The following is a 26,203-nucleotide window of genomic DNA, read 5'->3' as shown; positions in this document are numbered from 1 at the left end:
ATGATGCGGATGACGTTGGTCGAGTCCGACAGATCGCCGTAGTGGAGTTTAAACCGGATGTTTCTCTCGTGCGGATCTTCGTAGAGGTGGTCGATGCGCTGGGTATTGAACAGGGAGCTCCGGCGCTTGATGCCGTGGACTTCATAGCCTTTCGCCAACAACAGTTCGGCTAAATAGGCTCCATCCTGGCCCGTGATGCCGGTAATTAACGCTTTCTTCATATGTAGTTAGTCAATACAATATCTTGTCTTCGATTTCCCGAAGTAAGCAATTTTTCACTTGATGGCCAGACTCTTACGGATATCGACGCGGTCGGGCAGCAGAATGGCGGATGAAAACTGCTGCCGAAGCTGGGCCAGATACCGCTCGGCATCCATCCGTCGCATAAAATCGCCCACTTTCAGCCGATAGGTGGGCTGGCGGTAGGTGATGTAAGGATTCAGTTCCGGAAAGTTCTGGTAGGTAAGCCGTTTTGCCTGGTCGACCTCCGCCCGTTCATTTCCGACATAAATCTGAATCCGGTAGCCCTGGGCATAGCGGATAGACCGGTTTCTGAGCGCGATCGTGTCCAGTACCGCGTCCAGACGCCGGTTGATATGCAGCGGCTCCACGGCGGGCAGCGTCCGGCGCGTATCCGTGGGCGTGGTCGGACGCGCGGGCGTTGCGGTCCCGACCGGACGGGAAGCCGGTGCCGTCGAAACATTGAATTTCGGGCGGTTTACCGATAAATCGTCATCAAAGGAATTGTAATCGACCGTTGCCGACCGTGACCCGGCCGTCTTTTTGGCCGAAGCACACGATTCCAGCCCGACGGACAGCCCCACCAACCCCGCCAGCATGATCAGTCCGGCCGACTGCCGGATGTACCTCTGTAGTTCCATACGCTTCGTGCAAACTTACTAACTATACGGTTATGCAACAATCTGCCCCCCAACTTGTTGGACCCGGTCTCCTTTATACCAACGTTTTGGCTTCTTTTTACTTATTTTGAGGTAGCATTTTCCGGCTAACCCATGTTGAATATTCAGAGTTACGAGTCTCTCAAGCCCTATAATACGTTCGGAATCGGCGCCAAAGCCCGGTATTTTGTTGAAATCGAAAGCGCAGACCAACTGCAGGCCCTTCTTCAACTCACCGATTATCCGGATGTTCCGAAGCTCATTCTGGGCGGAGGCAGCAACCTGCTGTTCACCCGCGATTTTGAAGGTCTGGCGCTGAAAATTTCCATTCAAGGTATTGAGGTAGTCGCTGAGAACGAAGACCATATTTTCGTCCGGGCCGGGGCCGGCACCAACTGGCACGAACTGGTCATGTTCTGCGTGCGGAACGGCTACGCCGGGGTGGAGAACCTGTCACTGATTCCCGGAACGGTCGGGGCCGCCCCCATGCAGAACATCGGTGCCTACGGCGTGGAGATCGAACAGGTCTTCAAGGAGCTGGAAGCCGTTGAGCTGAAAACCGGTGAAATGCGTACGTTCAGTCATGCCGACTGCCGCTTCGGGTACCGGGAAAGCATCTTCAAAAACGAGGTGAAAGGGCAGTACATCATCACCAGCGTCACTTTGCGGTTGGATCGCCGGCCGGTATTTCATACCAGTTACGGCGCCATTCAGGAAACGCTGAAGGAGATGGGCGTGACGGACGACCGGCTGAGTATAAAGGCCGTCAGCGATGCGGTGATCCGCATCCGCCGGAGCAAACTGCCGGACCCGGCCCAGATCGGCAATGCAGGAAGTTTTTTCAAAAATCCGGAAATCGACACCAGCCGGTTCGAACGGCTGAAAACCGACTTTCCCGCCCTGCCCGGCTACCCGACCGGCGACCCGGCGAAGACCAAGGTTCCGGCAGGCTGGCTCATCGAGCAGTGCGGCTGGAAGGGCAAACGCTTCGGCGACGCCGGGGTCCACGCCAAACAGGCCCTCGTGCTGGTCAACTACGGCGAAGCCACCGGCGCCGAAATCCTCTCCCTGGCCCGGAAAGTGCAGCAGTCCGTTGAAGAAAAGTTCGGCATCTCCCTCCACCCGGAGGTCAATGTGGTGTAATTGTTGAATTGGTGAATGATTGAATTGTTGAATGATTGAATGAAGCTCCGCAATGCTGAAAATAGCAGCGCAACATTCAATCATTCAATCCTTCATTTATTCAACAATTATTCAAAGCACAGCGACGCTGCGCCCAGCAGGCCGGCGTCGTTGCCCAGGGTGGCTCTCTTCAGGGACAGGCCATTTTTATAGTAGGGAGTCAGCCAGAAGTCCAGTTGTTTTTTGACGGCGGGCAGGATGTAGTCGTAGGAGGCCGACAGACCACCGCCGATCAGGATCTGCTTGATGTCCAGCACGCGGATGAGCGAAACCAGGCCGTCGCCCAGCATCTCCCCTACCTCGGTCCAGATCTGGAGGGCAAGTTCATCGCCCTCGGCGGCTGCGGCTACCAGACCCGTCGTGGAGATGCTGCCGTCGTCCGGAAGCTGGGTGTCGCCTTTATAGTCGGCCCGGCGCTCGATAGCCAAGTCCAGTAGTTCTTTCTTACCGATGTTTCGTTCCAGTACGCGGTCATGCCGCGAGGGAAGGTGGCCGGGTTCCATGGCATTGCCGTCGCCCCCGACAAATACTTTTTTATTGATGATGGCCGCTCCGCCGACGCCCGTTCCGAGCGTAATAAAGATGTAGTTTTCGTCGATTTTCTCGTCGGCGAAGTAAAATTCACCCAGGGCCGCGGCATTGGCGTCGTTTTCCAGGAAAAACTGAACGTCCGGGAAGCGTTTGTTGAGGCTCTCGACCAGCGGGACACCGTTCAGTTCGGGGATGGCGGTAATTTCCAGAGGGACAGTCCGTTCGCGGTTGATCATGCCCGGCAGACCGATACCCACTTTCTGAATTTCCTTATGCTCATACAGCTGGAGGGCTATGGCATCGGCAAACCGATCGACAAAATGCCCCGACTCACGCCAGCTGGCTGTATCATGGCTGTAGAAATTGGAAATCTTGCCACTCTGTGCGTCGACAATACCCATCTTGACGTTCGTACCGCCGACGTCAATACCCAAATACTGAACAGATTCCATTACTGGACTTTGGTGGTTTAATGTTTAAGTTAATACGTGTTTCGGCCGGTTGATGCTGATGAGGGCGCAAGATACGAAGAAGAACCTTAGAATTGCGAATACCGGTTTTTCGGGATTTTCGGTTTCCGGCCGGTTCCCCACCCCTCCGGCCTTATTTGATATCCCCCAACTGCGGCCTGAGCAGAATCTCTTCCACGACCGCCCCGGCCGAGAGGTTATAGGCCGTCCAGACCACGTCGGCCACGTCGGCGGCTTTCATGAACCGGGCCTCCGGCAGACCGGACCCCGCCCAGCTGTCGGTGTAGGTAGCGCCGGGCAGCAGCGTGGTGACCCGGATTCCGAACTCCCTGAGTTCTTCCCGCAGGACTTTCGCCATGCCCAGCAATGCGAATTTTGAAATGCAGTAGGAGCCGCCGTTCGGATAGGCCATGATGCTGGCCGTCGAACCCATCATGAAGAGATGGCCGCTGCGCCGGTCGATCATGTCCGGCAGCAGGCCGCGGGTCAGGTGATAGACCCCGGTCACGTTGAGCGCCATGGTGGTTTCGAACGTTCCTTCGGGCTCGTTGTGAATCTGGCCCGGCAGGAAAATACCGGCGTTGTTGACCAGCGCGCTCACCGGCCGGTTCAGTGATTTTACGAAGCCGATCAGCCCGTCCACCTCTTCGCGCCGGGAGAGGTCGGCCGCGAACGGGAAAACCGTCGGAATAACCGCTTCGTCGAAGCCTTCGAGGACCTCGGCGACCGATTGCTCGATTTCCTGTTTTAGTTGGTTGAGGTCCTTCTCGCTCCGGGCACTGGCGACGACATCGAAGCCGCCTTCGGCGAAACGCTCCACAATGGCCCGGCCAATTCCTTTCGTGCCGCCGGTGACTACGATTAACGGATTCATACAATCGGTTGACAGTAAGCGGCAGGCAGCCGGCCACAACGCGAACCCGTCGTTCGGCCGACTGCCTGCCGCTCAGATGCTACTCTTTTTCCTTCAATGCGGCAAGATACGCACAAAACCATTCTAACTTTGGGGAGTTTTGTTGTTATTTGCGCCTATGCTTCACCTTGGACGTTATTTTATCTTCCTGGGTACACTGTTCCGGAACCGCGAAAAATTCGGGGTTTATTCCAAATTGATTCTGGACGAATGTATCCAAATCGGCATCAACTCCGTTTTCATCGTATCCATCGTTTCGACGTTTATCGGCGCGGTAACCTGTGTCCAGACGGCCTATAACCTCGTCAGCCCGCTGGTTCCGCTGTATATTATTTCGGTCATCGTGCGCGACAGTACGATTCTCGAACTGGCCCCGACCATCACCAGTGTCGTTCTGTCGGGGAAGGTCGGCTCCAACATCGCCGGCGGCCTGGGCACCATGCGCATTACCGAACAAATCGACGCCCTGGAGGTGATGGGAATCAACTCCAGTTCGTATCTGGTCCTGCCCAAAGTCGTGGCGTCGATGATCATGTTTCCGCTGCTGGTGATTCTGGCCGGGTTTCTGTCGATCTACGGCGGTTACATTGCCGGAACGGTGGCCGGAATCATTACCCAGGAGGATTATATCTACGGCCTGCGTTCGGACTTCAAACCGTTCAGCATCACCTTCGCGCTGATCAAATCGGTCGTGTTCGCCTTTCTGATCTCGACCATTTCCTCGTTCAAGGGCTATTATACGTCGGGCGGGGCGCTGGAAGTCGGTCAGGCGTCGACGGCGGCCGTGACCAATAGCTGTATTGCCGTACTGGGTGCGGATTTTTTACTGGCCCAGCTGCTGTTGTAAGGGTATGATTGAAATCAAAAATATTCATAAAACCTTCGGGGACCGCACCATTCTGGAAGGCGTTTCCGGAACGTTTCAGCCCGGCGATACGAGTCTGATCATCGGCGGCAGCGGTACCGGGAAAAGCGTGCTGCTCAAGTGCATGATCGGCCTCATCCAGCCGGAACAGGGGCAGGTTCTGTATAACGGCCGGGATTTTCTGACCGGCGACGAAGATACGCAGAAAGCCATCCGGCGCGAGATGGGCGTGCTGTTTCAGGGCGGGGCGCTGTTCGACTCGAAAACCGTCCGGGAGAACGTCCGATTCCCGCTCGATATGCTGACCGAAATGTCGTCGGCCGAGAAGAACGAACGTGCCGATTTCTGCCTGCAGCGGGTCGGCCTGGAAGCAGCCGCCGAACGCATGCCGTCGGAGATCAGCGGAGGCATGAAGAAACGCGTCGGTATTGCCCGGGCCATCGTCATGAACCCGAAATACCTGTTCTGCGACGAACCCAACTCCGGCCTGGACCCGCTCACGGCCATCAAGATCGACGAGCTGATCAAGGAAATTACCGACGAGTTCAGGATCACGACGGTGGTGATTACGCACGACATGAACTCGATGCTGGAAATCGGCGAAAAAATCATGTTCCTCTACCGGGGAAGAAAGCTGTGGGAAGGCACCAGCGAAACCATCACGCAGTCGCACGTGAAGGAACTGAACGAATTCATCTACGCCAACAAACTACTGCGGGATACAACGCAGGAATAGACGGAAAACCGCTTCCCGGCCACCGATCAGATCTTCTCCTCCACCCCGGCGGGCCGCCGTCCGCTGCGCCATTTCGCCAGCAGCGGCCCGAAGGTGTCGCGTTCGATTACGAGCATGGCGGCCAGATACAGCCCGAACAGCACCTGGTGGTAGAGCAGTGCCAGCCAGAGATTCCCGATCCGGATCTGGGTGGCAAAATAGATCAGCAGCCCCCCGCTCAGCAGATAGCCCAGCGCCGACGGCACATTGTACGGCACCGGATAATGCTTCTCGCCCAGATAATAACAGATCACGGTCATGACCACGCTCGACGCCAGAAACGCCACGGCGCAGCCCATATATCCCAGCACCGGAATCAGCAGGATGTTCAGCAGAATGGTCACGACGGTGCCGATGACGGTAATCAGGGTGCCGTAAGACGTCTTGTCGGTCAGTTTGAACCAGAAGGCCAGGTTGTAGAAGATGCCCAGCATGAGGTTGGCCAGCATCAGCACCGGCACCACCGGCAGCCCCGACCGGTAATTCTCCCCGATCAGCAGCCCGATCGCATCCAGGTTCAGGCTCACCCCCACCCAGATCATGACGCAGACGATGACGAACCATTTGGTCACGTTGGCCAGCAGGTCGGGAGCGTTCTTGTCTTCCGCCCGGGAAAAGAAGAACGGATCGGCGGCAAACCGGAAGGAGTTGATCGCCAGCGTAATGAATACCGATAACTTATAACAGTTGCCGTAAATACCGAGGGCGTCCTTCGAACTCAGCCCCGGATAAAAGCCCTCCGGGAGAAAATGCCGCAGGAAGTACCGGTCGGTGGACATGTTGATGTTGCCGACCAGATTCGTCAGCATCATCGGAAACGCATAGAGCAGCAGCGTCTGCACCTGCTGGTTGTCCCACTGGAAACGGAAGCCTTTGAACGCGTTCCGGATCAGTAGGAAGTAACAGGCGTTGGCGATCAGGTTTGCCAGAAAGATATAACCCGGCCCCAGCGTCGGGTCGTAGATCAGATCGACGAACGGCTGCAGGAACGTCAGGTACTCGCCATTGTACACGTCGCGGCAGAAGATCAGAAAAAACAGGTTCAGGGCGATGACGATCAGCACATTGAGAATCTTGGCCGTCACGAACCGGCGGGCCTTGTTCTCGACCCGCAGCCGCGCGAACGGGAGGGCCGTGACGGCGTCGATGGCCAGAATCAGGGCCGCCCAGCGGATGAACTTCTGCTGCCCGGTATATTCGAGCGCCCGGGCGATGTCGCCGGAGAAGACGATGGCCGGAATCGTGAACAGGGCCGTCACCACCAGCACGATGCTCAGCGAGCGGCTGAAATAGACTTCGAGCTGATTGCGGTTGCGGGCGGCATACCGGAAGAAGGCGGTTTCCAGCCCCAGCGTATACAGGATCAGCAGCGTCCCGATAGCGTTATACAGTTCGACGTTGGAGGAGAGGGCCTGGGGCTGCGAAAAGATATAGGTGTGCAGCGGCACCAGCGCCCAGTTCAGCAGCCTTCCCAGAATGGTACTGACACCGTACAGCGCCGTATCGCTCGCTAACTTTTTAAATCCGCTCATAGCAAATCAGTCCCGGCAAAGATACGCTTTCCGAAACTAACCTGCCGTTTTCCGGTTCTGAAATACAAAGTCCTTTTGTATCACCTCCTCAACGCAACGTATCCGCATGGCCTCAGCAACTCCTGTCACCATTGCCTACGGCGACGGCATCGGTCCGGAAATCATGGAAGCAACGCTTCGCATTCTGGAAGCCGCCGGCGCCCGGCTCGAACCCGAAGTCATTGAAATTGGTGAAAACGTGTACCGAAGCGGGGTTTCCTCGGGCATCCGACCCGAAGCCTGGGAGTCGCTTCGGCGAACGAAGGTGTTTCTGAAAGCGCCCATAACCACCCCGCAGGGCGGGGGTTACAAAAGCCTGAACGTGACGGCCCGCTCCGCCCTGGGCCTGTATGCCAACGTCCGGCCCTGCCAGGCCTACCACCCGTTTGTGGCGACCAAACACCCGCAGATGGACCTGGTCATCATCCGGGAAAACGAAGAAGACGTCTATACCGGCATCGAACACCGCCAGAGCGATCAGGTCTACCAGTGCCTGAAGCTGATTTCCCGGCCCGGCTGCGAGAAAATCATCCGGTATGCCTTCGAGTATGCCCGTGCCTATAACCGCAAAAAGGTGACCTGTCTGTCCAAAGACAACATCATGAAGATGACGGACGGTCTGTTTCACAAAGTGTTCGACGAAATAGCGGCCGAATATCCCGACATCGAGAAGGAACACTGGATCATCGACATCGGCTCGGCGCTGCTGGCCGATGTTCCGGAGCGGTTCGGCGTCATCGTCACACTCAACCTCTACGGCGACATCATCTCCGACATTGCGGCCCAGATTGCCGGTTCGGTGGGTATGGGCGGCTCGGCCAACATCGGTGACCGGTGCGCCATGTTCGAAGCCATTCACGGCTCCGCCCCCGACATTGCCGGCCGGGGCATCGCCAACCCCTCGGGGCTGCTGCACGGCGCCATCATGATGCTGGTTCATATCGGACAGGCCGAGGTGGCCGCCCGGGTGCACAACGCCTGGCTCTGCACGATCGAGAGCGGTATTCATACCGGCGACATTTTTAAGGAGGACGTCAGCCGGAAACGGGTCGGTACGCAGGAATTTTCCGAGGCTATCATCGAACGGCTCGACCAGATGCCGAACTTCTTCCGGGCGGTCAGCTACCTGAGCGCTCCGGCGCCCGTGCAGCCCGTGAATGCCGTCAGCCGGACCCGGCAGGCGAAGGAACTGGTGGGCGTCGACGTCTTCCTGGACTGGAGCAGCGGTACGGCCCAGCAGCTCGGCGACGCCCTGTCCGCCATCGACACCACCCCGCTTCAACTGAAGATGATTTCGAACCGGGGGGCCAAAGTCTACCCGGACGGCCTGCCGGAAACCTTCTGCACCGACCACTGGCGCGGCCGTTTCGTGGTCGACCCGGCGGCCGGGGACATCATTACCCACGGCAATATCATCCAGCTGCTCAGGCTTCTGTACGAGCAGGGTTTCGATACCATCAAAACCGAGAACCTTTACACCTTCGACGGCGCCCCCGGGTATTCGCTGGGGGCCGGCGAGTAAGGGCTCACCAGTCGGTCACGTTTTCCAGACCGGGCGGCATGACCGGGTCCCGTCGGGCGACGAAGTGCGTCACGGCCGGACGCTGGTTTCCGGTATGAAACTGAAGTACCTGCGCTTCTACCTTGCGGTCCTCCTCGGTGAAGCGGGCGTGCTGGCGCAGGTGCTCTCCCCACGAGTTGACGGTGAAAAACTCCACCTGCCGCTCGGGGTCGGTGGTATCGCTGAAGACTCCGGCCTGGGAGGCCCCGTCGCGGAGCCGAAGCCGCTTCAGCTGCTCCATGGCCCCGAGAAAAGCCGGGATCATTTCCTCCTCCACCCGGTATTCGATCATGATCACCACCGGCCCGTCCTCCGGGTCGATGCGGTCGGCAATGGGCGGCTCGGGCCAATTGTTGGCGGGCGCCAGATTCAGCCCCTCGGTGGAGCGGATGCGGAAGGGGATCGCCAGAAGCAGGTTGACGGCCATCCATCCGGCGGCAAACAGCAGCGTGGTTTCCAGTCCCACCCGGTCGGCCAGGGTGCCCCAGACGGCGCTGCCGAGTGCCATACCGCCCTGAAAAACCAGCATGTAAATGCTCAGGACGCGGGCCTGCACCCAGCGCGGAAGCTGTAGCTGCATCGAGGAGTTGAAGGTCGTCAGACAGACCAGCCAGGCGATCCCGGCCACGTACATGACGGCATACAACCCGTACAGGGACGTCATCAGGGCCAGGGCGGTATTGACCCCCACGAAAACCAGGGCGGCCACCAGAATCTGTTTGTTGACGCTCACCATCCGGCGCAGACGGGTCAGGGTAAAGGCCCCGGTCACGGCGCCCGCGCCCATAAAGCCCAGCATGGAACCGTATTCCCCCGACCCCAGGTGCAGTTTTCGGGCGATCACCAGCGAGAGCAGCGCCCACATGGCGCTGGCCCCGAAGGTGAACGCAAACGCCCGGACCAGAATCGAGTGGATGGAAGGAGAAAACCTCACATACCGCATCCCGGCCTGCAGGGCGCTGACGAAGCGCTCGGTCGGTAAGGTGGAGGCTACTTTCTCACGTTTCCAGCGGTAAATGACCAGGACCGTCGCGATGAACGACACCCCGTTGAGCAGAAAAACATAGCCGGGGGAATACCGGGAGATGATCAGCCCGCCGATGGCCGGCCCCACGGCCCGCGCCAGATTCAGATTGACCCCGTTCAGCGTGACTGCGGAGGAAACCACCGCCCGCGGAACGATCTCCGGGGTGATGGATTGCCAGGCCGGTCCGTTCAGGGCGGCCCCGATGCCCAGACAAAAAGTAAACAGCAGCACCGAGAGGGCCGTGGCCCCTCCCGACAGCGTCACCACCCCCAGCCCAATCGCGGCCATGGCCATCGCCGACTGCGTCAGGAGCAGCATCCGCTGGCGATCCAGCAGATCGGCCAGAACGCCCGCCGGAACGCTCAGGAAGAACACCGGAAGGCTGGTGGCCGTCTGCATGGCGGCAATCAGAACCGACGAGGTGGTCAGGGTGGTGATCAGCCAGACCCCGCCGATGTTCTGCATCCAGGTGCCGATGTTGGAAACCAGGGCCGCCGTCCAAATGGCCCGGAACATAGCATACTGAAAAGGAGTCCAGATGGAGGTGACGGCGGGTGGATTCCGGGAAATCGGGGATGGAACGGCCATTGAATTTTGTGATTATTAAGTGTAACCGATATGGGTATTATTGGTTTCTTATAACCTGAAAAAGGGCCTTTATTCGCTTTTTAAGCAACATCTAAAAAATAATCGCATATATTTTGAAAAATTAAGCGTCTATTTTTCAGTCCCAAAACTTTTCAAACCCTTTGGGCGTTTTATCTTCAGTTGCGCTTTTTAAAAATCCTGTCGGTCGCCCCGGCGGGATTTTTTATTGGGTCTTTCTTTCATTTTCTCTCCTCTTTGCTCCGGTAACTACGGCCAATAAAATCGACATCTGTTCGTTAAAATGTAGAGCAACGCCAGAAATCGTTATCTTGGCATCAACACACACGTCTTTGCTATAGTATCTATATGAAAATCAGTACCTCCTACGGTCTGCTGGTCGCGCTGGGGCTGGCCGTCGGGCTGGCGGGCTGCAACTCCGCCATGCAGGCGTTCAAAAAAGGCGTCCGGCAGTATGAACAGGGCGAATACAATCTGGCTATCGACAATCTTCAGAAAGCGGCCGGCGGAAAAGGTATCACCGACCAGGCCCGGCTGAACTACCTCCTGGCCGAGTCCTACCGTCTGTCGAACCGGTTCCCGCAGGCAGCCCCCTTTTATCAGAAAGCCCTGGAGGCCGGGACGAAAGAAACCGACGCCCGCCTGTATTATGCCTACGCCCTGAAATCCTCCGGCCGGTATGCGGAAGCGCTCCAGGAACTGGATAAGTATATCGCTTCCAGACCCACGGGCAAGGTGAATCTTGAAAAGGCCCGCCGGGAGGCTGAAACCCTGCGCGCCATCGACATGATCAGCCAGAAGAAGATCGCCTTCCAGCCGAAGAACATCGGAAACCTCAACTCACCGGGTTCGGAGTATGCCCCCGTGGTCCGGGGTGACGAACTGATCATCACCTCCTCCCGTAAAGAGAAAGTCTATAAGAACAACGGGCTGCCGATGACCGGCATTTACCGGATCAAACTCGGACAGAAACCCGACGAAACCGGCAACAATCCGCAGCTGTTCAGCCCGGCCATTTTCAGGGAAGACGCCAACGAAGGCACTCCCGCTTTCTCCAAAGACGGCAAAACGATGGTCTTCGCCCGGGGAAACAACGGCAAACGGAAGGGCGGCCTCGACGTCGACCTGTACATCAGCCGCTTCGTGGACAACAACTGGTCCGAACCGCGCCGGCTCCCGATCAGCGACTCGACGGCCTGGGACGGCAGCCCCGCCTTTTCGGCCGACGGAAAAACGCTTTACTTCGGGTCCAACCGCGCCGGCAGTGTCGGCGGTATCGACCTCTACCGAACCAATATGGATGCTTCGGGCCGGTTCAGCCGCCCGGTCAACATGGGTCGCGACATCAATACACCCGGAGATGAAATGTTCCCGTACGTAGCGGAAGACGGCAAGCTGTATTTCGCTTCCGACGGCCATCCCGGGCTGGGCAAGCTGGACATCTTCGTGGCGACCCGTTCGCAGGGCGTCATCTCGGTCGAAAATCTGGGCGTTCCGGTCAACTCGCCGTTCGACGATTTCGGCCTGTTCATGATCGACAGAAACAAGGGGTTCTTCGCATCCAACCGCGATGGCGGCAAGGGCGACGACGACATTTATTTCTTCGACGACTCGCAGACTACCCCCGAAACGCCGACGGTCGTCGCCGAAAACCCGCCGGGAGCCAATGCCCCCAAACGGGTTCGCTACTTCCTGGCCGGAACGGTCTCCGAGAACGGTACGCCGGCCGCCCCGCTCGATTCGGCCAAAGTGCGGATTCTGGACGATGCGACGGGTACACCCATCGCCGAGGTCGTCACCGAAAAGCCGGGTACGTTCGGGAAATATCCGCTGCAGGAAGGCAAAGACTATACGATCCTGGTCGAGCGCCCGGGTTACCTGACCAAGCGTGAGCAATTCACGATGCAGGGCCGCAGCATTCCGCCGATCTTCCTGAAGAAGGCCGAAACCGACACGACCTTCGAAGTGCCGGTTCTGCTCGACAAGGTGGCGCTGAACAAGACTTTCGTACTCGAAAATATTTATTACGACCTCGACAAATACAACATCCGGCCGGATGCCGCCGAGGAACTGGATAAGCTCGTGACGATCCTGAAGGACAACCCGACGCTGAAGATTGAGCTGAGTTCGCATACCGACGTTCGCGCTCCGGATGCCTACAACATCCGGCTCTCGCAGAACCGGGCCAAATCCGCCGTCGATTATATCGTCTCGAAAGGCATCTCCGCCGACCGGCTGGTGGCCAAAGGATACGGCGAAACCCAGCTGATCGTCCAGAACGCCCGAACGGAGGATGAACACCAGCGAAACCGCCGGACCGAGTTCAAAATCCTGGGCTATTGACGGAACGCTCATTACGGGCAGAAAGGCCCGGCATTAAACATTCTCAGAACAAGCTGGTTAAGGATCATTAACCAGCTTGTTTCGTTTATGAAAAGTGAGAAGCTCAGACAGTTCCTGGTGGTTTTCGTCATCATTTCCACCCTCGTGATGAACTACCTGGCCAATGCGTACGCGATCGGCGGCAGCACCAATAAGCAGGTTTCGGATAAATATTATACCGACTTTACGCCCGCCGGTTTTGCCTTTTCGATCTGGGGAGTGATCTATCTCGGTCTTCTGGCTTTCGCGGTTTTCCAGGCCCTGCCCTCCCAGCGGCAGAATCCCCGGTTCAGGGCCGTCCGGCTGCTGGTCATCCTGAACGGTCTGTTCAACAGCTTGTGGCTGGTGGTTTTTCAAAGTGAATGGCTGTGGGTTTCCGTCCTGTTTATTCTCGGTATCCTTTATACGTTATACGGTATCAACATGGGCCTTCGGGTTCGGTCGTCCTATATTCCTACGGTTGAAAAATGGGTAGCCCGGGTGCCGTTCGGGCTGTATTTCGGCTGGGTGACCGTCGCTACCATCGCCAACATCTGCGTCTGGCTCGAATCGACCGGCTGGAACGGCTGGGGCCTCAGCGGGCCGGTTTGGGCTCAGATTCTGATCGCCGTCGGGCTGGCCATCGGCCTGTACGTCTTCAGCCGCCTTCGCAGCTTCTCTTACCTGCTGGTCTTCGTCTGGGCGTATGCCGCCATTGCGGTCGGTCAGCAGGGCAACGGGTCCGTATCTGTCGTGGCGACGGTCGGTGCCGTCCTGGCGGCCGTCGTGTGGCTGCTGGCCTGGTTTCGGGGGCAGACGCATCCCGTTCGGGGGATGGGCTACTCCGGCCATTGACCGTTAAATCATTCGACCCGACACCGACAGGGCTTACAACCTTGCCGGTTTTTTTGCACCTTTGCAGGCAACCAGCCTGATTGATCAATGCCCTGGAAACTTCCTTCCGACCAGTTCAGCTTTTCGGCAGACGACGACGACTTTCCCAATGTTTATTATTTTGTTCAGCAGTTCGGCGTTTTTCCTAACCAGCTGATCTGTCGCCACCAGTTTGAAACGACCCTACCCGATTTTCTGACCGAGCAGGGGTTTACGAAAGTTCACGAACGCACGGAACTGTTCACCAAACAGGAAGAACATTCGTTCTGGTCGCACCCGGATGGCGTTCTGCTGCGGATTCATTACCTGCCGGCCATGAAGGCCTATTCCCTGCTGGGCGGATACACCAGTCGTGAAGTGCTGGACCGCGTGCTGGCGGGGCTGGACGGCTATAAGATCCCCGAACCGGACAATTCGCTGGGAAAAGTCGGGCTGATCACGCAGCAGTATAACGAACTGATCGTGGAGGAGACGCAACTCAAACTGCTGCCGCTCGATCTGGAAAAACACTACAACGACGACCTGCGGCCGGTCTACGACAAGCTGATCAAACGCCTGAATACCAACAGCGAAAAAGGACTGATCATTCTTCACGGCAAGCCCGGAACGGGCAAGACGAACCTCATCCGCCACCTGACTACCCAGCTCACCAAACAGGTGCTGGTGCTGCCGCCCCAGCTGGTGGAGGTCATGACGCAGCCGGGTTTCATTCCCTTTCTGCTCGAACAGCGTAACTCCGTACTGGTGATCGAGGAAGCCGAGCAGGTGCTGATGGACCGGGAGAACGACGTCCGGAACGCGGCCGTTTCCAACCTGCTGAACCTGACCGACGGCCTGCTGGCCGACTGCCTCGCCATCCAGATCATCTGTACGTTCAATACCGACATTACCCGGCTCGACCCGGCCCTGCTGCGAAAAGGCCGGCTTATCGCCCGCTATGAATTCCGCGAACTGGCCGTCGAGAAGGCCAACCGGCTGCTGGCCGAACGCAGCCTTGAATTCCGCACCGACCAGCCCATGACGCTGGCCGACATCTATCATCTGGAGGAAGAGGTTCAGTTTGCCCGGAAACCGGCCCGATCCATCGGATTCTGAGCCATGACGCATACCCTCTATCTGCTGCTGGGTGCCAATCTGGGCGAACGGAAAGTCACGCTTGAAAAGGCGCTCGAAGCCGTCCGGATCGACGTCGGGCCGGTGCTGAAACAGTCGGCCATCTATGAAACGGCCGCCTGGGGCAATACCGACCAGCCTTCCTTCCTGAACCAGGTCCTGAAGGTGCTGACGGTATTGGGGCCGGAAGAGGTTCTGGAGAAAACGCAGGCCATCGAAAACCGCCTGGGGCGCGTCCGTCGCGACCGATGGGGCAGCCGGGTCATCGACATCGATCTGCTCTATGCCGACGACCTGGTTCTGGAAACCGAACGCCTGACGGTGCCGCATCCTTTCCTCCACTGGCGACGGTTCACGCTCGTACCGCTGGCCGAGGTCGCCCCGGACTTCGTTCACCCGGTTTTACGAAAAACCACCCGTGAGCTGCTCGCCGATTGTGACGATACCAGTGAGGTGGTCCGGTATTAGTTCGTAGCGACAGCGGCCGGCTGTTCGCTCAGCTTTTTAAGTTTATCGAGGCCCCGCTCGAAGTCTTTTCCGATCATCCCGTCCATATCCATCACCACCGACATGGCGTTCATCGGGTAGGCATTTTTGCCGGTCATCTTCCAGGTCACCTTCGTACTCGTACCGGCGGCCACGTCGGAAAGCGTCAGAAAGACCTGCCCGACGGATTCGATCGGCTCCCGGAACCGAACTTCGTTGTGAACCATCTCGTTGGGAACGAGGTCCTTGATTTCCTGCTCACCCGTGCCGACGTCGGAATTGCCCTGCCAGGCTGAGGAGGAGCCGACGGTGCCGTCCGCGCCGGTATAGGTCACTTTCATGGCCGGATCATTATCGGCCCAGGGCGACCACCTGGCCTGGTTCCGGAGCGAACCGACCAGCCTGAACACTTCACTGCGGGGTTTGGCGATGACGACCGACCGTTCGACGGCATACTCCGTCGGCACGATCAGCCCGACGGCGAGGACAAGCACGACCAGCGCCAGCACGACGATGCCCAGAATTTTCAGGATTTTCATGGCAGTAAAAGAGGAAGGTTTCTACTGCCTAAAGTAACGAAAAATACGTAGATCCCACTCACTCGATCACCTTCGGAACCTGGAAGTAGGTGTCGTCTTTCGCGGGGGCGTTTTTCAGAGCATTCCCGCGCGGAAGCTGCTCACCGACAACGTCTTCGCGCAGAACGTTGCGTTCGGCAGAAAGGTGGGTCAGCGGTTCGACGCCGGTGGTATCGACGGCATTGAGCTGTTCCATCCAGGTCAGCACTTCGTTGAGGCTGTCGATCATGGGCTGTTCCTCTTCCGGCCGGACTTCCAGCCGGGCCAGATGGGCTATTTTTTGCAGCGTTTCGCGGTCCACTTTCATAGGTTATCGGTAAATTTCAGTTTACGGCCACGCCCGGGGCGGACGGCCTGGCTCATCAGGGTTTCATCGATCACCCGGAAAGTTTCTTCCTTCAGCCGCTCGATGTCGGCCTGCCCCAGCCCCCTGGTTTCGATGGGCGGGTGAACCACCGCCCGAACCGGGTGCCAGTTGATTCTCAGCTTCTTCTTATCCGGAAAAATCTCGTGGTTGTCCAGCAGCGTAATCGGAACGATCGGCACCTGTTGCTGAACGGCCATCGTAAAGGCGCCGTCTTTGAAGGGATGATGCATCCTGGGCGGTTGTTTGGCCTTGATTCCGCCCTCCGGGAAGATCATGATACTTCGCCCGGCCGCCAGCGTCCGGATGCCCTTCGCCAGCGAGTAGGCCCGGCTGTTGGCTTGGCTCCGGTCGACCTGGATATGCAGCTTGGCAAACATATAGCCGAAGAGGGGCACGTGCTTCACCTCGCTTTTACCGATAAAGGCGTAGTAGTTCCGGATGATCACCCCCATTACGGCGATATCCAGATAGGAAAAATGGTTGGCGCAGAAGACGTAAACCTGATTCGGGTCGGGCCGGAAGCGGTAGTCGATCCGGATCGGCATGCCGATGACCCAGAAAAACAGCTTGCCCCAGATGAAGTTCATCTTATGGGCATACGGTTTCCATTCCGGCCGCTGGAGAAACAGAAACATGAACGGAAACAGCACCAGGAACAGCGCCAGGAACCAGAAACCGCACCAGATCGTGTAGATGAGCCGCATAGCAGTCGGGGCCGCCGAAATCAGTGTTTAAAATGCCGGACGCCCGTGGTCACCATCGCCAGCCCGTGCTGGTTGCAGTAGTCGATGCTGTCCTGGTCGCGGATGGAACCGCCGGGCTGCACCACCGCCGTGATCCCGGCCCGACCGGCGATCTCGACGCAGTCGGGAAACGGGAAGAACGCATCCGACGCCATCACGGCGCCATTCAGGTCGAACCCGAACGAACCGGCTTTCTCGATGGCCTGCCGGAGCGCGTCGACCCGGCTCGTCTGCCCGACCCCACTAGCCAGCAGCTGGTTTTCCTTCGCCAGCACGATGGTGTTGGACTTGGTATGCTTGCAGACTTTCAGGGCAAATTCAAGGGCCCGCAGTTCCGCGTCGGTCGGGGCTTTTTCCGTTACCGTTTTAAACTGGTCGGCGGTTTCGGTGCGGTTATCCCTGTCCTGTTCCAGCACGCCGTTCAGGATGGTTTTGAACATCCGGTCGCTCACCGTTACCGGCTTGCGCTTCAGCAAGATACGGTTTTTCTTCGACTTCAGCAGCGTCAGGGCTTCCTCGTCGTATTCCGGCGCGATCAGGATTTCCATGAACAGCTTGTTCAGTTCTTCGGCCGTGGCCAGGTCTACTTTCGTATTGGTGATGATCACCCCGCCGAAGGCCGAAACCGGGTCGCAGGCGAGGGCATTCAGGTAAGCGTCCTTCGCCGTGGGAGCCGTGGCGATTCCGCAGGCATTCGTATGTTTGATGATGGCGAAGGTGGTATCGGTAAATTCGTCGATCAGGCTGACGCAGGCGTCGATGTCCACGAGGTTATTATAGGAAAGCTCCTTGCCGTTCAGCCGGTCGAACATGGCTTCCAGATCACCGTAGTAGGTCGCCTGCTGGTGCGGGTTTTCGCCGTATCGCAGCGAGTGCGCAGGCAACTGGTGGAAATCGCTCCCGGTCGAACCGTTCGATGCCGTCGCGGACGGGGCTTCCGGGCCGGTGAAATAATTCCGGATGGCGGTGTCGTAGCGGGAGGTCATGCCGAAGGCTTCCCCGGCGTAGCGCCGGCGGTCTTCGAGTTCGGTGGCGCCGGACCGTTCAGTCAGCAGGTCGACCACCCCGGCGTACTGTTCGCGCGAAGACACGATCAGCACGTCGTTATAATTTTTGGCGGCTGCCCGGATGAGCGAGATCCCGCCGATGTCAATCTTTTCAATTACGTCGGCTTCCGGTGCGCCGGAGGCTACGGTTTCTTCGAAGGGATACAGGTCCACCACCACCATATCGATCGGATTGATGTCGTGACGGCTGGCCTGGGCCACGTCTTCGGCCAGATTCCGGCGGTACAGGATGCCGCCGAACACGACCGGATGGAGGGTTTTGACCCGCCCGCCGAAGATCGACGGATAACCGGTAAGGTCTTCCACGGCCGTAACCGGGATGCCCAGCTGCTCGATGAACGTCTGCGTACCGCCGGTCGAATAAAGCCGGACCCCATACTGATGCAGCAGCCGGACGAGGGGTTCAAGTCCGTCTTTGTAATAAACCGAAATCAGGGCTGATTGAATGGTCTTTGACATGAGGCATAAGCTCTGCACCCGCTCGGGGAACGTCGGCAGAAGGTTAATTTTCCCGCAAAGATAGAGGAAAGGTTCGGAACGGAAACCTCCGGTCTGATCCGGAGTTTGTAACTTTAGGAAATACTTCAGGAACTCGTGTATGATTACCGAAGAAAACCCCAGCCGTCCTATCCCGTACCTGAAAGGCGCGCCCTTCGTCGGCAGCACCTTCGATTTTATCCGGGATCCGCTAAACTTTCTGTTGCGGTTGCAGCGCCGGTATGACCGGCTGGTGCAGTTCAGCGTCGTCGGACGGCTCATTACGCTGACCCTGACGCCCGAAGATGCCCGGCACATTCTTCAGGAAAACAATAAGAACTACCTCAAAAGTGAAGCGTACCAGGTCCTGCAGATGTTTCTGGGCAACGGTCTGCTCAACAGCGAGGGCGATTTCTGGCGTCGGCAGCGCCGTCTGGCCCAACCGGCCTTCCATCGCCAGCGGCTGGCCCTGCTCGTCGACGGCATGAACGAAGACACCTCGGCCCTGCTGAAACGCTGGAGACAAAACGACCCGACCCGGCCCGTCGACGTCACCGAGGAGATGATGAAACTAGCCCTGGCCATCGTGACGCGCTCGCTGTTCAGTTCGGACGTCAGCCGGTATCTCGATAACGTCTCCCGTTCCATTACCGTCATTATCGAAACCGCATACAAGGAGCTGTTCAACTTTTTTCCGTTTACCCGAAACCTGCCGACCCCCCGCACCATCCGGTACCGGCGGGCGGTGGAAAAGATCGAAGCCATCATCTACGAAATCATCGACCGGCGCCGGAACGAGCGCCGTACCGGGCAGTATGACGACCTGCTGGAGATGCTGATGGAAGCCCGCGACGAAGACACCGGCGAGCAGATGACCGACAAACAGCTGCGCGACGAGGTGACCACCATCTTCATGGCCGGCCACGAAACCACCGCCAACGCCCTGTCCTGGGCGCTGTACCTGCTGGCCGACCATCCGGAGGTGGTCCGGAAGATGCGGGAGGAGATCGACCGCGTGCTGGGCCCTGACGGCCTGCCGACCGTGGAGACGCTGCGGGAACTGACTTACGTCATGCAGGTCATTCAGGAGACCATGCGGCTTTATCCGCCGGCCTGGATCTTCAGCCGGCAGCCCCTCCGGACCGACCAGTTCGGAGAATACCGCATCGTGATGCCGGGCGCCCGGGCCGTGCTGATCTGCCCCTATCTGCTCCACCGCGACCCCAAATACTGGGCGGCCCCCGACCGGTTCGACCCGGATCACTTCCGGCCGGAGCGGGTCAGGGAGCGGCCGACCTATGCCTATCTGCCCTTCGGCGGAGGCCCCCGAATGTGTATCGGAAACAACTTTGCCCTTATGGAAATGCAGATCGTGCTGGCCCTGCTGGTCCGAAGCTTTGATTTTCAGCGGGTTGGCCGGAAGGAAGTGGAGCCGGAGCCGGGGATTACGCTGCGCCCCAAAGGCGGGATCCGGCTGCAAATCGTACCTCGATTGTAGTTTTAGCCCGATTTAATTAATTTTGACCACTTTTTGGACACAGACTATAACTAACTCACACGAGATGAGAGAAATACAATTCAGGGAGGCTCTGCGGGAGGCCATGGCGGAAGAAATGCGCCGGGACGAAAAAGTGTACCTGATGGGGGAAGAAGTCGCCGAATACAACGGTGCTTATAAAGTCAGTCAGGGAATGCTCGACGAATTCGGGCCGGAGCGCGTCATCGACACCCCCATCGCCGAACTGGGTTTTGCCGGTATCGGGGTCGGTTCGGCCATGAACGGTCTGCGGCCGGTCATCGAGTTCATGACCTTCAACTTCTCGCTGGTAGCCATCGACCAGATCATCAACGGGGCGGCCAAGGTCATGTCGATGTCCGGCGGGCAATATTCCGTTCCCATCGTATTCCGGGGACCTACCGGCAACGCCGGGATGCTTTCTTCCCAGCACTCGCAGAATTTCGAGAACTGGTTCGCCAACACGGCCGGTCTGAAGGTGGTGGTTCCCTCGAATCCCTACGACGCCAAAGGACTGCTGAAAGCCTCCATCCGCGACGACGACCCGGTTATTTTTATGGAATCGGAACTGATGTACGGCGATAAGGGCCAGGTTCCGGAAGAAGAATACCTGATTCCGCTCGGCAAAGCCGACATCAAGCGCGAAGGCAACGACGTGACGATCGTTTCGTTCGGCAAGATCATGAAAGTGGCCCTTCAGGCTGCCGAAGAACTGGCCAAAAACGGCATCTCCGCCGAAGTGATCGACCTGCGGACGGTTCGCCCGATCGACTATCCTACCGTCATCAATTCCGTAAAGAAGACCAACCGCTGCGTGGTGGTGGAAGAAGCCTGGCCGCTGGCGGCCATTTCCTCCGAACTGACCTATAACATCCAGCGTCATGCCTTCGATTACCTCGACGCTCCGGTGGTCCGGGTCAACAGCCTCGACCTGCCGCTGCCGTATGCGCCGACGCTGATCGACGTCATCCTGCCGAACGTCAAACGGACGCTCCAGGCCGTCGAAACGGTGATGTATAAGAAATAATCAGTATCCTTAAAAACAGAAAAGCCGGTTCTGAGAACCGGCTTTTCTGTTTTCAGGTAATTACTGTTTATCCCACCAGACGCGGGTATCGAGGTTGTCCGGTCCCTGACGCGTGGTAGCCTCTCCCAGATTGGCCCGGTTGACGGACAGCTCCGAGTCGGGGTACGACAGCCGGTTGATGAAACTCCCCTTGATTTCCTTGCCCGGATACGGGTTCGGCTTCAAAGCCGGAAAACCACTGCGCCGGAAGTTGGCAAACGCTTCGGGGCCGTTCAGGAACGACGCCACCCAGTACTGCGTGTTGATTTGCTCCAGCGCCCTGGCCGGGGTAAACGGATTCTTCGCCAGATAGGCCGTAATGGCTGCGGCCGGTACGAGTGAAGTGGCGTCGTAATCCCCCAGCTGCTGCATGTGCGCCGTGACGCCGGCATTATAGAGGTCGGCGGCATTGCCGGTGGTCCAGCCGCGGGTGACGGCCTCGGCCAGCAGCAACTGCGTCTGGGCGTAGGTCACGAAGAAACAGGGCGCATCGAGTTTGCCCATGCGGGTCCGGTCCAGCTGCGAATAGTCGTAGAAGCTCGCCAGCTTGTCGGCCGTGGCCTGCGCCGGGATGGTGCCGTTGTCGAAGCCGAGCGGCATTCCGATTTGGACGGCCGGGTCCCGGTTGGCGCGGGCGGCCGTCTGCTCCGGACCGCTTTTGGCCCCGACGTACCGGACGGCGATGGAAGCCAGCCGGGGGTCTTCGGTCGAGCGCAGATAATCGACAAAGTGGCGGGTCAGGTAATAGTTGGCCGCTTCGGTCGAGTTCAGCGTGCCGCCCACCGGGTTCTGGTAGTTGGCGTTGTTGCGCAGCACGGCATTTTCGGCATTGGCCTGGATCAACCCGCCCGTTACGGCTTTCTGAACCGTGGCCTGAGCGAGCGTCGGATTCACTTTCGACAGCCGCATCCCGGCCCGCAGCAGCAGAGAGTAACCGTACTTTTTCCAGCGGGCGATGTTACCGCCGTACAGCACGTCGCCGGCCTCCGTCGGTTTGGACGCATCCAGCGCGGCCGGGGCTTCCGTCAGTTCCTTGATGAGGTCGTCGTAGATGCTCTGCTGCGTATCGTACTTCGGCATGATGTTGCCGCCCAGAAAACCCAGGCCGGCTTCCCGGTACGGTATATCCCCGTACGTATCGGTCAACACCATGAAGACGTAGGCTTTATGGATGCGGGCCATGTTGTACAGGTTGATGCGGGCGGCATCGTCCTTCGTCTTGTCCATCACATCCACCAGATACCGGACCACGTCCCGATAATACCGCTGCCAGATCCCGGCGTTCGGTCCGGTGGGGCCGCGGTTGTCGACGTTGAAGTTACCCCCGGCCAGTACCCCGGAGTTGGGAGAGAACATCTGCTGCACGATCGGGTGCTCGAACACCAGCGTCGAACCCGGGAAGGTGGTGTTGATCAGCGCATTATTGAACGTAAAAACCGGATTCAGCGAAGTAGCCGCAGTGGGGTTCACGTTCAGTTCGGTAAACCCCTTCTCGCACCCGCTCAGGCAGGAGAGCAGGGCAAACAGGCTTAGTGTAAGGATTATATTTCTTTTCATAGGGATCAAAGGTTCAGGAATCAGAATCTGACATTCAGGTTGAAACCGATGCTGCGGGTGGTGGGCAAACCGGTCGACTCCAGCCCGACGAGGTTGTCGGAGCTGAACCCAAACTGCTCGGGGTCGATGTTGGGCACCCACTTCTTCAGGATGGCTACGTTGTTGGCGACGGCGTTCAGACGGATGCCCTTGATGAACAGGCGGCTGGGCAGGAACTTGGTGAAGTCGTAGCCGAGCGTGATCTGACGCAGTTTCCAGTATCCGGCATCGTAGACCACCTGCTCGCCCAGACTCTTCGAGCGGCCGACGGAGTAATAATCCTGAACGAAGGCCCGCACCGCGTTGGCTTCGCCCTTCTCGTTGACGCCCGCACCCACCATCTTGTTATCGGCCTCACCCCGGCCGACGAGCGTCTCTTTCTGCAGCCCGTGCCGGAACAGGTTCAGGTTCGTACCGGAAATCATTTTGTTGCCCAGTTTGAAATCGATCAGGACCGACAGGCCGATGCCCTTGTAGGTGAATGAGTTGGTAATACCGCCTACATATTTCGGCAGGGCCGAACCGAACGAAATGGGCGCCGGAGTCCGCAGCGGCAGACCGTCGCCCCCGTGGATGATCCGACCCTGGGCATCCCGCAGATACCCGAAGGTATACAACTGGCCCAGCGGCATTCCGACCACCTGCCGGAGGTCGCCCACGAAAATCCCGTTCCCGACGACGATCTGTTCCGGCTGTTTGTCATTGTTGTAATCTTTACCCGGCGTTCCGTCGTCGTCCGTCAGCAGCCGCAGGAGTTTCGTCTCGTTGTAGGAGCCGTTCAGGATGATATCCCAGGAGAAATCCTTCGTGCGGATAGGTGCCACGGTCAGCAGCAGTTCGACGCCCCGGTTCCGGCTTTGTCCACTGTTGATCAGGGTGTTGGTATATCCCGAAGCATCCGACGACTGAGCGGCCACGATCTGGTCGCTGGTAATCTTGTTATAGGCCGTAAAGTCCACCCCGACGCGGTTGTTGAACAGCTTCAACTCCAGACCCACTTCGGTTTCGGCCGTGCGGCTGGGTTTGAGGGTCGAACTCGGAATCGTGTTGGACGTGATATTCCCGACCGGCTGGCCCTGCCCCGCCGGGTTCGGGAACAAATTGGCGCCGACGCTGTAGAACAGGTTATTCGAATAGGGGCCGACATCGCCGTCGCTGCCCACCTCGGCATAGGCCGCCCGGAGTTTTCCGAAGTTCAGCCAGGCCGGCATCTTGTTGAAGGCCTGCGAGAATACGAAGCTTCCCGTAATGGACGGGTAGAGAATGCTGCGGTTACCGGGCGCCAGGGTCGAGAACCAGTCGTTCCGCGCGGTCAGGTTCAGGTAGATAAAATCGTTGTAGGAGAGTTCGGCCGCCCCGTACAGCGAGTTGACCTTCCGTTCGCTGAGGTTATAGGTGGGGTCTTTGACCCGGCCGTTTTGCGGAACATACAAATCTCTCACGATGAAGTCGGTCACCAGAACGGAGTTGAGGTCGCTCCGGCGGTACAGCTGATTGCCCCCGGCGGTCAGGTCGATCCCGAGTTTTCCGATCCGCTGGTTGGCCCCGATCAGGAAGTCGGTGTTGAGTTCCCGGAACCGGCGGGCGTCCTGCACGTAGGCCCCGTTGACGAACCCGGCCGGTGCCGCAGCCAGCGAGGCCTGCCCCGTCGGGAAGTTGTAATCCTGATCCCGCGCCCAGAAATCCTGCCCGACACGGCCCTGCACATACAGCCAGTCGGTGAAGTTGTAGCGGGCGGTCAGGTTGCCAAACAGCCGGTCCCGGCGGATATTCTCGAACTTGTAGTTCAGGACGTAATACGGGTTGGTGCGGTTCATGAAACGCGACCAGACGAACTCGTTGCCGGTGGCGGGGTTGACCTGGTTGGCTTCCAGCACGTCAAGCGGCATGGAGTTGGATACCGTATAGATCACCGTCGGCGTACTGTTGTCCTGCTGGGCGATCTGGGGCGGGTTTTTGTTATACTCGTTGGAGTAGTTGAGCGTACCGGTGACGTTCAGTTTCGGCGAAAGGTTGTAGCTGAAACCGAGGTTGACCGTTTTCCGGTTGAAGGTGTTGTTCCGGGTGATGCCCTTGTTGTCGGTGTTGGAAACCGACAGGTTGAAACCACCCCGGTCGCTGCCCGACGAAACGGCGACGGAATTGGTCCAGGTCGAGCCGGTGCGGTAGAACTTTTTGATGCGGTCCTGGACCGGCGCATAGGGCACCGTTACCCCTCCGAAGAGCACCTGGGTCATGCCCGGCTGGAATTTCTCGCCGAAGCTCCAGACGCCCGAGGTAGGGTTGGGAGCCGTCGGCCGGACCCCGTATTCGCCCTGTCCGTATTCATACTGAAAGTCGGTGAGGTCGAGGGGTTGGTCCACCGTAAAGTTCGTGTTGTAGGTGACTCCGATGCCCTGGGTGGCTCCACGGGTTTTGGTCGTGATCATGATGACGCCGTCTTTGGCCCGAGATCCGTAGAGGGCCGCGGCCGTAGCGCCCTTCAGCACGGTCATGCCCTCGATGTCGTCCGGGTTGATGGACGACAGACCGTCCCCGCCGTCGGAGTAGTTGCGGTCGCGGTTGGCGATGGCGCCGTCGCTGCCGGTGTTTCCGTTGTTCTGGCCGAAGTTGGTATTGTCCACGGGCACTCCGTTGATGACGATGAGCGGGTTGTTCTGGCCCGAGAACGACGACTGGCCCCGAATCCGGATCTTGCTCGTCCCGGCGGCCCCGGTTCCGAGGCTGGAGATGTTGACCCCGGCAATCTTGCCCTGGAGGGCGTTGACGAAATTGACCGTCCGGTTGGTCGTGATCTGTTCGGGATTGACGTTGGCGGTGGCGTAGCCGAGTCGCTTGGCTTCCTTTTTAATCCCGAGCGCCGTGACGACGACCTCGTTCAGGCTTTGGGTGTCTTCATTCAGCAAAACACTGAAGTTTGTCTGGTTACCGACGGTGACTTCCCGTCCCACATACCCAATGGAACTGAACACCAGAACCGCGTTGGAAGGGACACTGAGGGCAAACTTTCCGCCGGCGTCGGTGGTGGTTCCGAGGGTGGTGTTTTTAACTACGACGGAAACGCCGGCAATGGGCTGCTGATCCTTGCCGGAAGTCACCGTCCCGGTGACCCGCCGATCCTGGGCGAAAGCACTGGTCAGTAAGAGAATTCCTACCCAGACTGTTGTCAGGCAGCGAATAAGCGTAGAATGCTTCATAAGTTGGACATAGATTTAGGAATGATGAAAGTAAGTAATGTAAGAAGCGGCACTAAAAGCCTTGTCCTATAGTATCTGTGGCTACTAATATGACCTCATTTTTAGAACTTTGCAAGGTTATATTTAAGCATTTTTCACTACGGGTACAAAATTACATTGATTTTTGTCTATGGGTCGGGAAGTGATCCGAGTAGTTTACGGTAGTTATTTTCTTCATTAACGGAATCAAAGCCGACAGAAAGTTATATGAGGCCATATTGATTTATTGTTAAAAAAAAGTTATATCGTTGCGACTTGAAATGTCTTTCTATTATTTTCCGCTCAAATTTCGGGGTGATTCCA

The 26,203-nt window shown here is 58.0% G+C and carries 22 protein-coding genes; 10 read left to right on the top strand and 12 right to left on the bottom strand.

What is annotated here, in order from left to right; translation table 11 throughout:
• Window positions 1-221, bottom strand: a 221-nt coding sequence (locus DX909_RS26300) for a GDP-mannose 4,6-dehydratase (protein WP_128548222.1), incomplete at its 3' end; no start/stop codon positions are given.
• 54 nt (window positions 222-275) lie between these two features.
• Window positions 276-881 (bottom strand): SPOR domain-containing protein, encoded by a 606-nt coding sequence (locus DX909_RS26295; RefSeq protein WP_229311204.1) that lies wholly within the window; start codon window positions 879-881, stop codon window positions 276-278.
• A 132-nt stretch (window positions 882-1,013) separates the two neighbouring features.
• Between DX909_RS26295 and murB the strand changes: the two genes are divergently transcribed.
• The gene (gene murB, locus DX909_RS26290) at window positions 1,014-2,042 is read left to right on the top strand and encodes a UDP-N-acetylmuramate dehydrogenase (RefSeq protein ID WP_128548221.1); all 1,029 of its coding nucleotides are present in this window, start codon (window positions 1,014-1,016) and stop codon (window positions 2,040-2,042) included.
• A gap of 107 nt (window positions 2,043-2,149) precedes the next feature.
• On the opposite strand, the gene DX909_RS26285 is transcribed toward murB, so the two are convergent.
• Together DX909_RS26285 and DX909_RS26280 are read right to left on the bottom strand one after the other, a co-directional pair.
• Window positions 2,150-3,064, bottom strand: coding sequence for an ROK family protein (locus DX909_RS26285; protein WP_128548220.1), 915 nt, complete (start codon window positions 3,062-3,064; stop codon window positions 2,150-2,152).
• Between the two features lie 151 nt (window positions 3,065-3,215).
• Entirely contained in the window at window positions 3,216-3,956 is a 741-nt protein-coding gene (locus DX909_RS26280) for an SDR family oxidoreductase (protein ID WP_128548219.1), read from the bottom strand.
• A 157-nt stretch (window positions 3,957-4,113) separates the two neighbouring features.
• Between DX909_RS26280 and DX909_RS26275 the strand changes: the two genes are divergently transcribed.
• Together DX909_RS26275 and DX909_RS26270 are read left to right on the top strand one after the other, a co-directional pair.
• Entirely contained in the window at window positions 4,114-4,842 is a 729-nt protein-coding gene (locus tag DX909_RS26275) for an MlaE family ABC transporter permease (protein WP_128548218.1), read from the top strand.
• A gap of 4 nt (window positions 4,843-4,846) precedes the next feature.
• Window positions 4,847-5,596: an ABC transporter ATP-binding protein gene (locus tag DX909_RS26270; RefSeq protein ID WP_128548217.1), complete on the top strand. Its 750-nt coding sequence runs from the start codon at window positions 4,847-4,849 to the stop codon at window positions 5,594-5,596.
• 26 nt (window positions 5,597-5,622) lie between these two features.
• On the opposite strand, the gene DX909_RS26265 is transcribed toward DX909_RS26270, so the two are convergent.
• Entirely contained in the window at window positions 5,623-7,167 is a 1,545-nt protein-coding gene (locus DX909_RS26265) for a lipopolysaccharide biosynthesis protein (protein WP_128548216.1), read from the bottom strand.
• 106 nt (window positions 7,168-7,273) lie between these two features.
• On the opposite strand from DX909_RS26265, the gene DX909_RS26260 reads away from it, so the two are divergent.
• Complete coding sequence (locus DX909_RS26260) at window positions 7,274-8,728, top strand: NADP-dependent isocitrate dehydrogenase (RefSeq protein ID WP_128548215.1); 1,455 nt, start codon at window positions 7,274-7,276, stop codon at window positions 8,726-8,728.
• Window positions 8,729-8,732: 4 nt separating this feature from the next.
• Here the strand turns inward: DX909_RS26260 and DX909_RS26255 are convergent, their stop codons facing one another.
• Entirely contained in the window at window positions 8,733-10,382 is a 1,650-nt protein-coding gene (locus DX909_RS26255; RefSeq protein ID WP_128548214.1) for an MFS transporter, read from the bottom strand.
• Between the two features lie 366 nt (window positions 10,383-10,748).
• Between DX909_RS26255 and DX909_RS26250 the strand changes: the two genes are divergently transcribed.
• The 4 genes from DX909_RS26250 to folK all read left to right on the top strand — a co-directional run bounded on the left by DX909_RS26250 (window position 10,749) and on the right by folK (window position 15,236).
• On the top strand, window positions 10,749-12,743 hold the full coding sequence (locus DX909_RS26250) for a CHU_0125 family OmpA-like outer membrane integrity protein (protein ID WP_206513060.1): 1,995 nt from the start codon (window positions 10,749-10,751) through the stop codon (window positions 12,741-12,743).
• A gap of 87 nt (window positions 12,744-12,830) precedes the next feature.
• Window positions 12,831-13,616, top strand: coding sequence for a TspO-related membrane protein (locus DX909_RS26245; RefSeq protein ID WP_128548213.1), 786 nt, complete (start codon window positions 12,831-12,833; stop codon window positions 13,614-13,616).
• Between the two features lie 87 nt (window positions 13,617-13,703).
• Window positions 13,704-14,750 carry an AAA family ATPase gene (locus DX909_RS26240; protein WP_128548212.1) on the top strand — a complete coding sequence of 349 codons (1,047 nt, stop codon included), beginning with the start codon at window positions 13,704-13,706 and terminating at the stop codon, window positions 14,748-14,750.
• 3 nt (window positions 14,751-14,753) lie between these two features.
• Window positions 14,754-15,236 carry a 2-amino-4-hydroxy-6-hydroxymethyldihydropteridine diphosphokinase gene (gene folK / locus DX909_RS26235; protein ID WP_128548211.1) on the top strand — a complete coding sequence of 161 codons (483 nt, stop codon included), beginning with the start codon at window positions 14,754-14,756 and terminating at the stop codon, window positions 15,234-15,236.
• On the opposite strand, the gene DX909_RS26230 is transcribed toward folK, so the two are convergent.
• The 4 genes from DX909_RS26230 to purH are packed head-to-tail and all read right to left on the bottom strand — an operon-like array spanning window position 15,233 to window position 18,468.
• Window positions 15,233-15,793, bottom strand: a complete 561-nt coding sequence (locus DX909_RS26230) for an SRPBCC family protein (protein ID WP_128548210.1) — start codon at window positions 15,791-15,793, stop codon at window positions 15,233-15,235. The genes folK and DX909_RS26230 overlap by 4 nt on opposite strands.
• Window positions 15,794-15,851: 58 nt before the next feature.
• Window positions 15,852-16,139, bottom strand: a complete 288-nt coding sequence (gatC, locus tag DX909_RS26225; protein ID WP_128548209.1) for an Asp-tRNA(Asn)/Glu-tRNA(Gln) amidotransferase subunit GatC — start codon at window positions 16,137-16,139, stop codon at window positions 15,852-15,854.
• Window positions 16,136-16,903 carry a lysophospholipid acyltransferase family protein gene (locus DX909_RS26220; RefSeq protein WP_128548208.1) on the bottom strand — a complete coding sequence of 256 codons (768 nt, stop codon included), beginning with the start codon at window positions 16,901-16,903 and terminating at the stop codon, window positions 16,136-16,138. The genes gatC and DX909_RS26220 overlap by 4 nt, the downstream gene beginning before the upstream one ends.
• Window positions 16,904-16,923: 20 nt before the next feature.
• On the bottom strand, window positions 16,924-18,468 hold the full coding sequence (gene purH / locus DX909_RS26215; protein WP_128548207.1) for a bifunctional phosphoribosylaminoimidazolecarboxamide formyltransferase/IMP cyclohydrolase: 1,545 nt from the start codon (window positions 18,466-18,468) through the stop codon (window positions 16,924-16,926).
• A gap of 139 nt (window positions 18,469-18,607) precedes the next feature.
• Between purH and DX909_RS26210 the strand changes: the two genes are divergently transcribed.
• Both DX909_RS26210 and DX909_RS26205 read left to right on the top strand, forming a co-directional pair.
• Window positions 18,608-19,984 carry a cytochrome P450 gene (locus DX909_RS26210; RefSeq protein WP_128548206.1) on the top strand — a complete coding sequence of 459 codons (1,377 nt, stop codon included), beginning with the start codon at window positions 18,608-18,610 and terminating at the stop codon, window positions 19,982-19,984.
• Between the two features lie 46 nt (window positions 19,985-20,030).
• Window positions 20,031-21,029 (top strand): pyruvate dehydrogenase complex E1 component subunit beta, encoded by a 999-nt coding sequence (locus DX909_RS26205; RefSeq protein WP_262707530.1) that lies wholly within the window; start codon window positions 20,031-20,033, stop codon window positions 21,027-21,029.
• A gap of 60 nt (window positions 21,030-21,089) precedes the next feature.
• Here DX909_RS26205 and DX909_RS26200 read toward each other — a convergent pair whose 3' ends face one another.
• Window positions 21,090-22,625 (bottom strand): SusD/RagB family nutrient-binding outer membrane lipoprotein, encoded by a 1,536-nt coding sequence (locus tag DX909_RS26200; protein ID WP_128548204.1) that lies wholly within the window; start codon window positions 22,623-22,625, stop codon window positions 21,090-21,092.
• Between the two features lie 20 nt (window positions 22,626-22,645).
• Window positions 22,646-25,861 carry a SusC/RagA family TonB-linked outer membrane protein gene (locus DX909_RS26195; protein WP_128548203.1) on the bottom strand — a complete coding sequence of 1,072 codons (3,216 nt, stop codon included), beginning with the start codon at window positions 25,859-25,861 and terminating at the stop codon, window positions 22,646-22,648.
• Between the last annotated feature and the right edge of the window lie 342 nt (window positions 25,862-26,203).

Origin of the sequence: Larkinella soli (assembly GCF_003703975.1) — a bacterium.
GTDB lineage: Bacteria > Bacteroidota > Bacteroidia > Cytophagales > Spirosomataceae > Larkinella > Larkinella soli.
The sequence above is the reverse complement of the archived record's forward strand: the minus strand, read 5'-3'. Positions and strand labels throughout refer to the sequence as shown.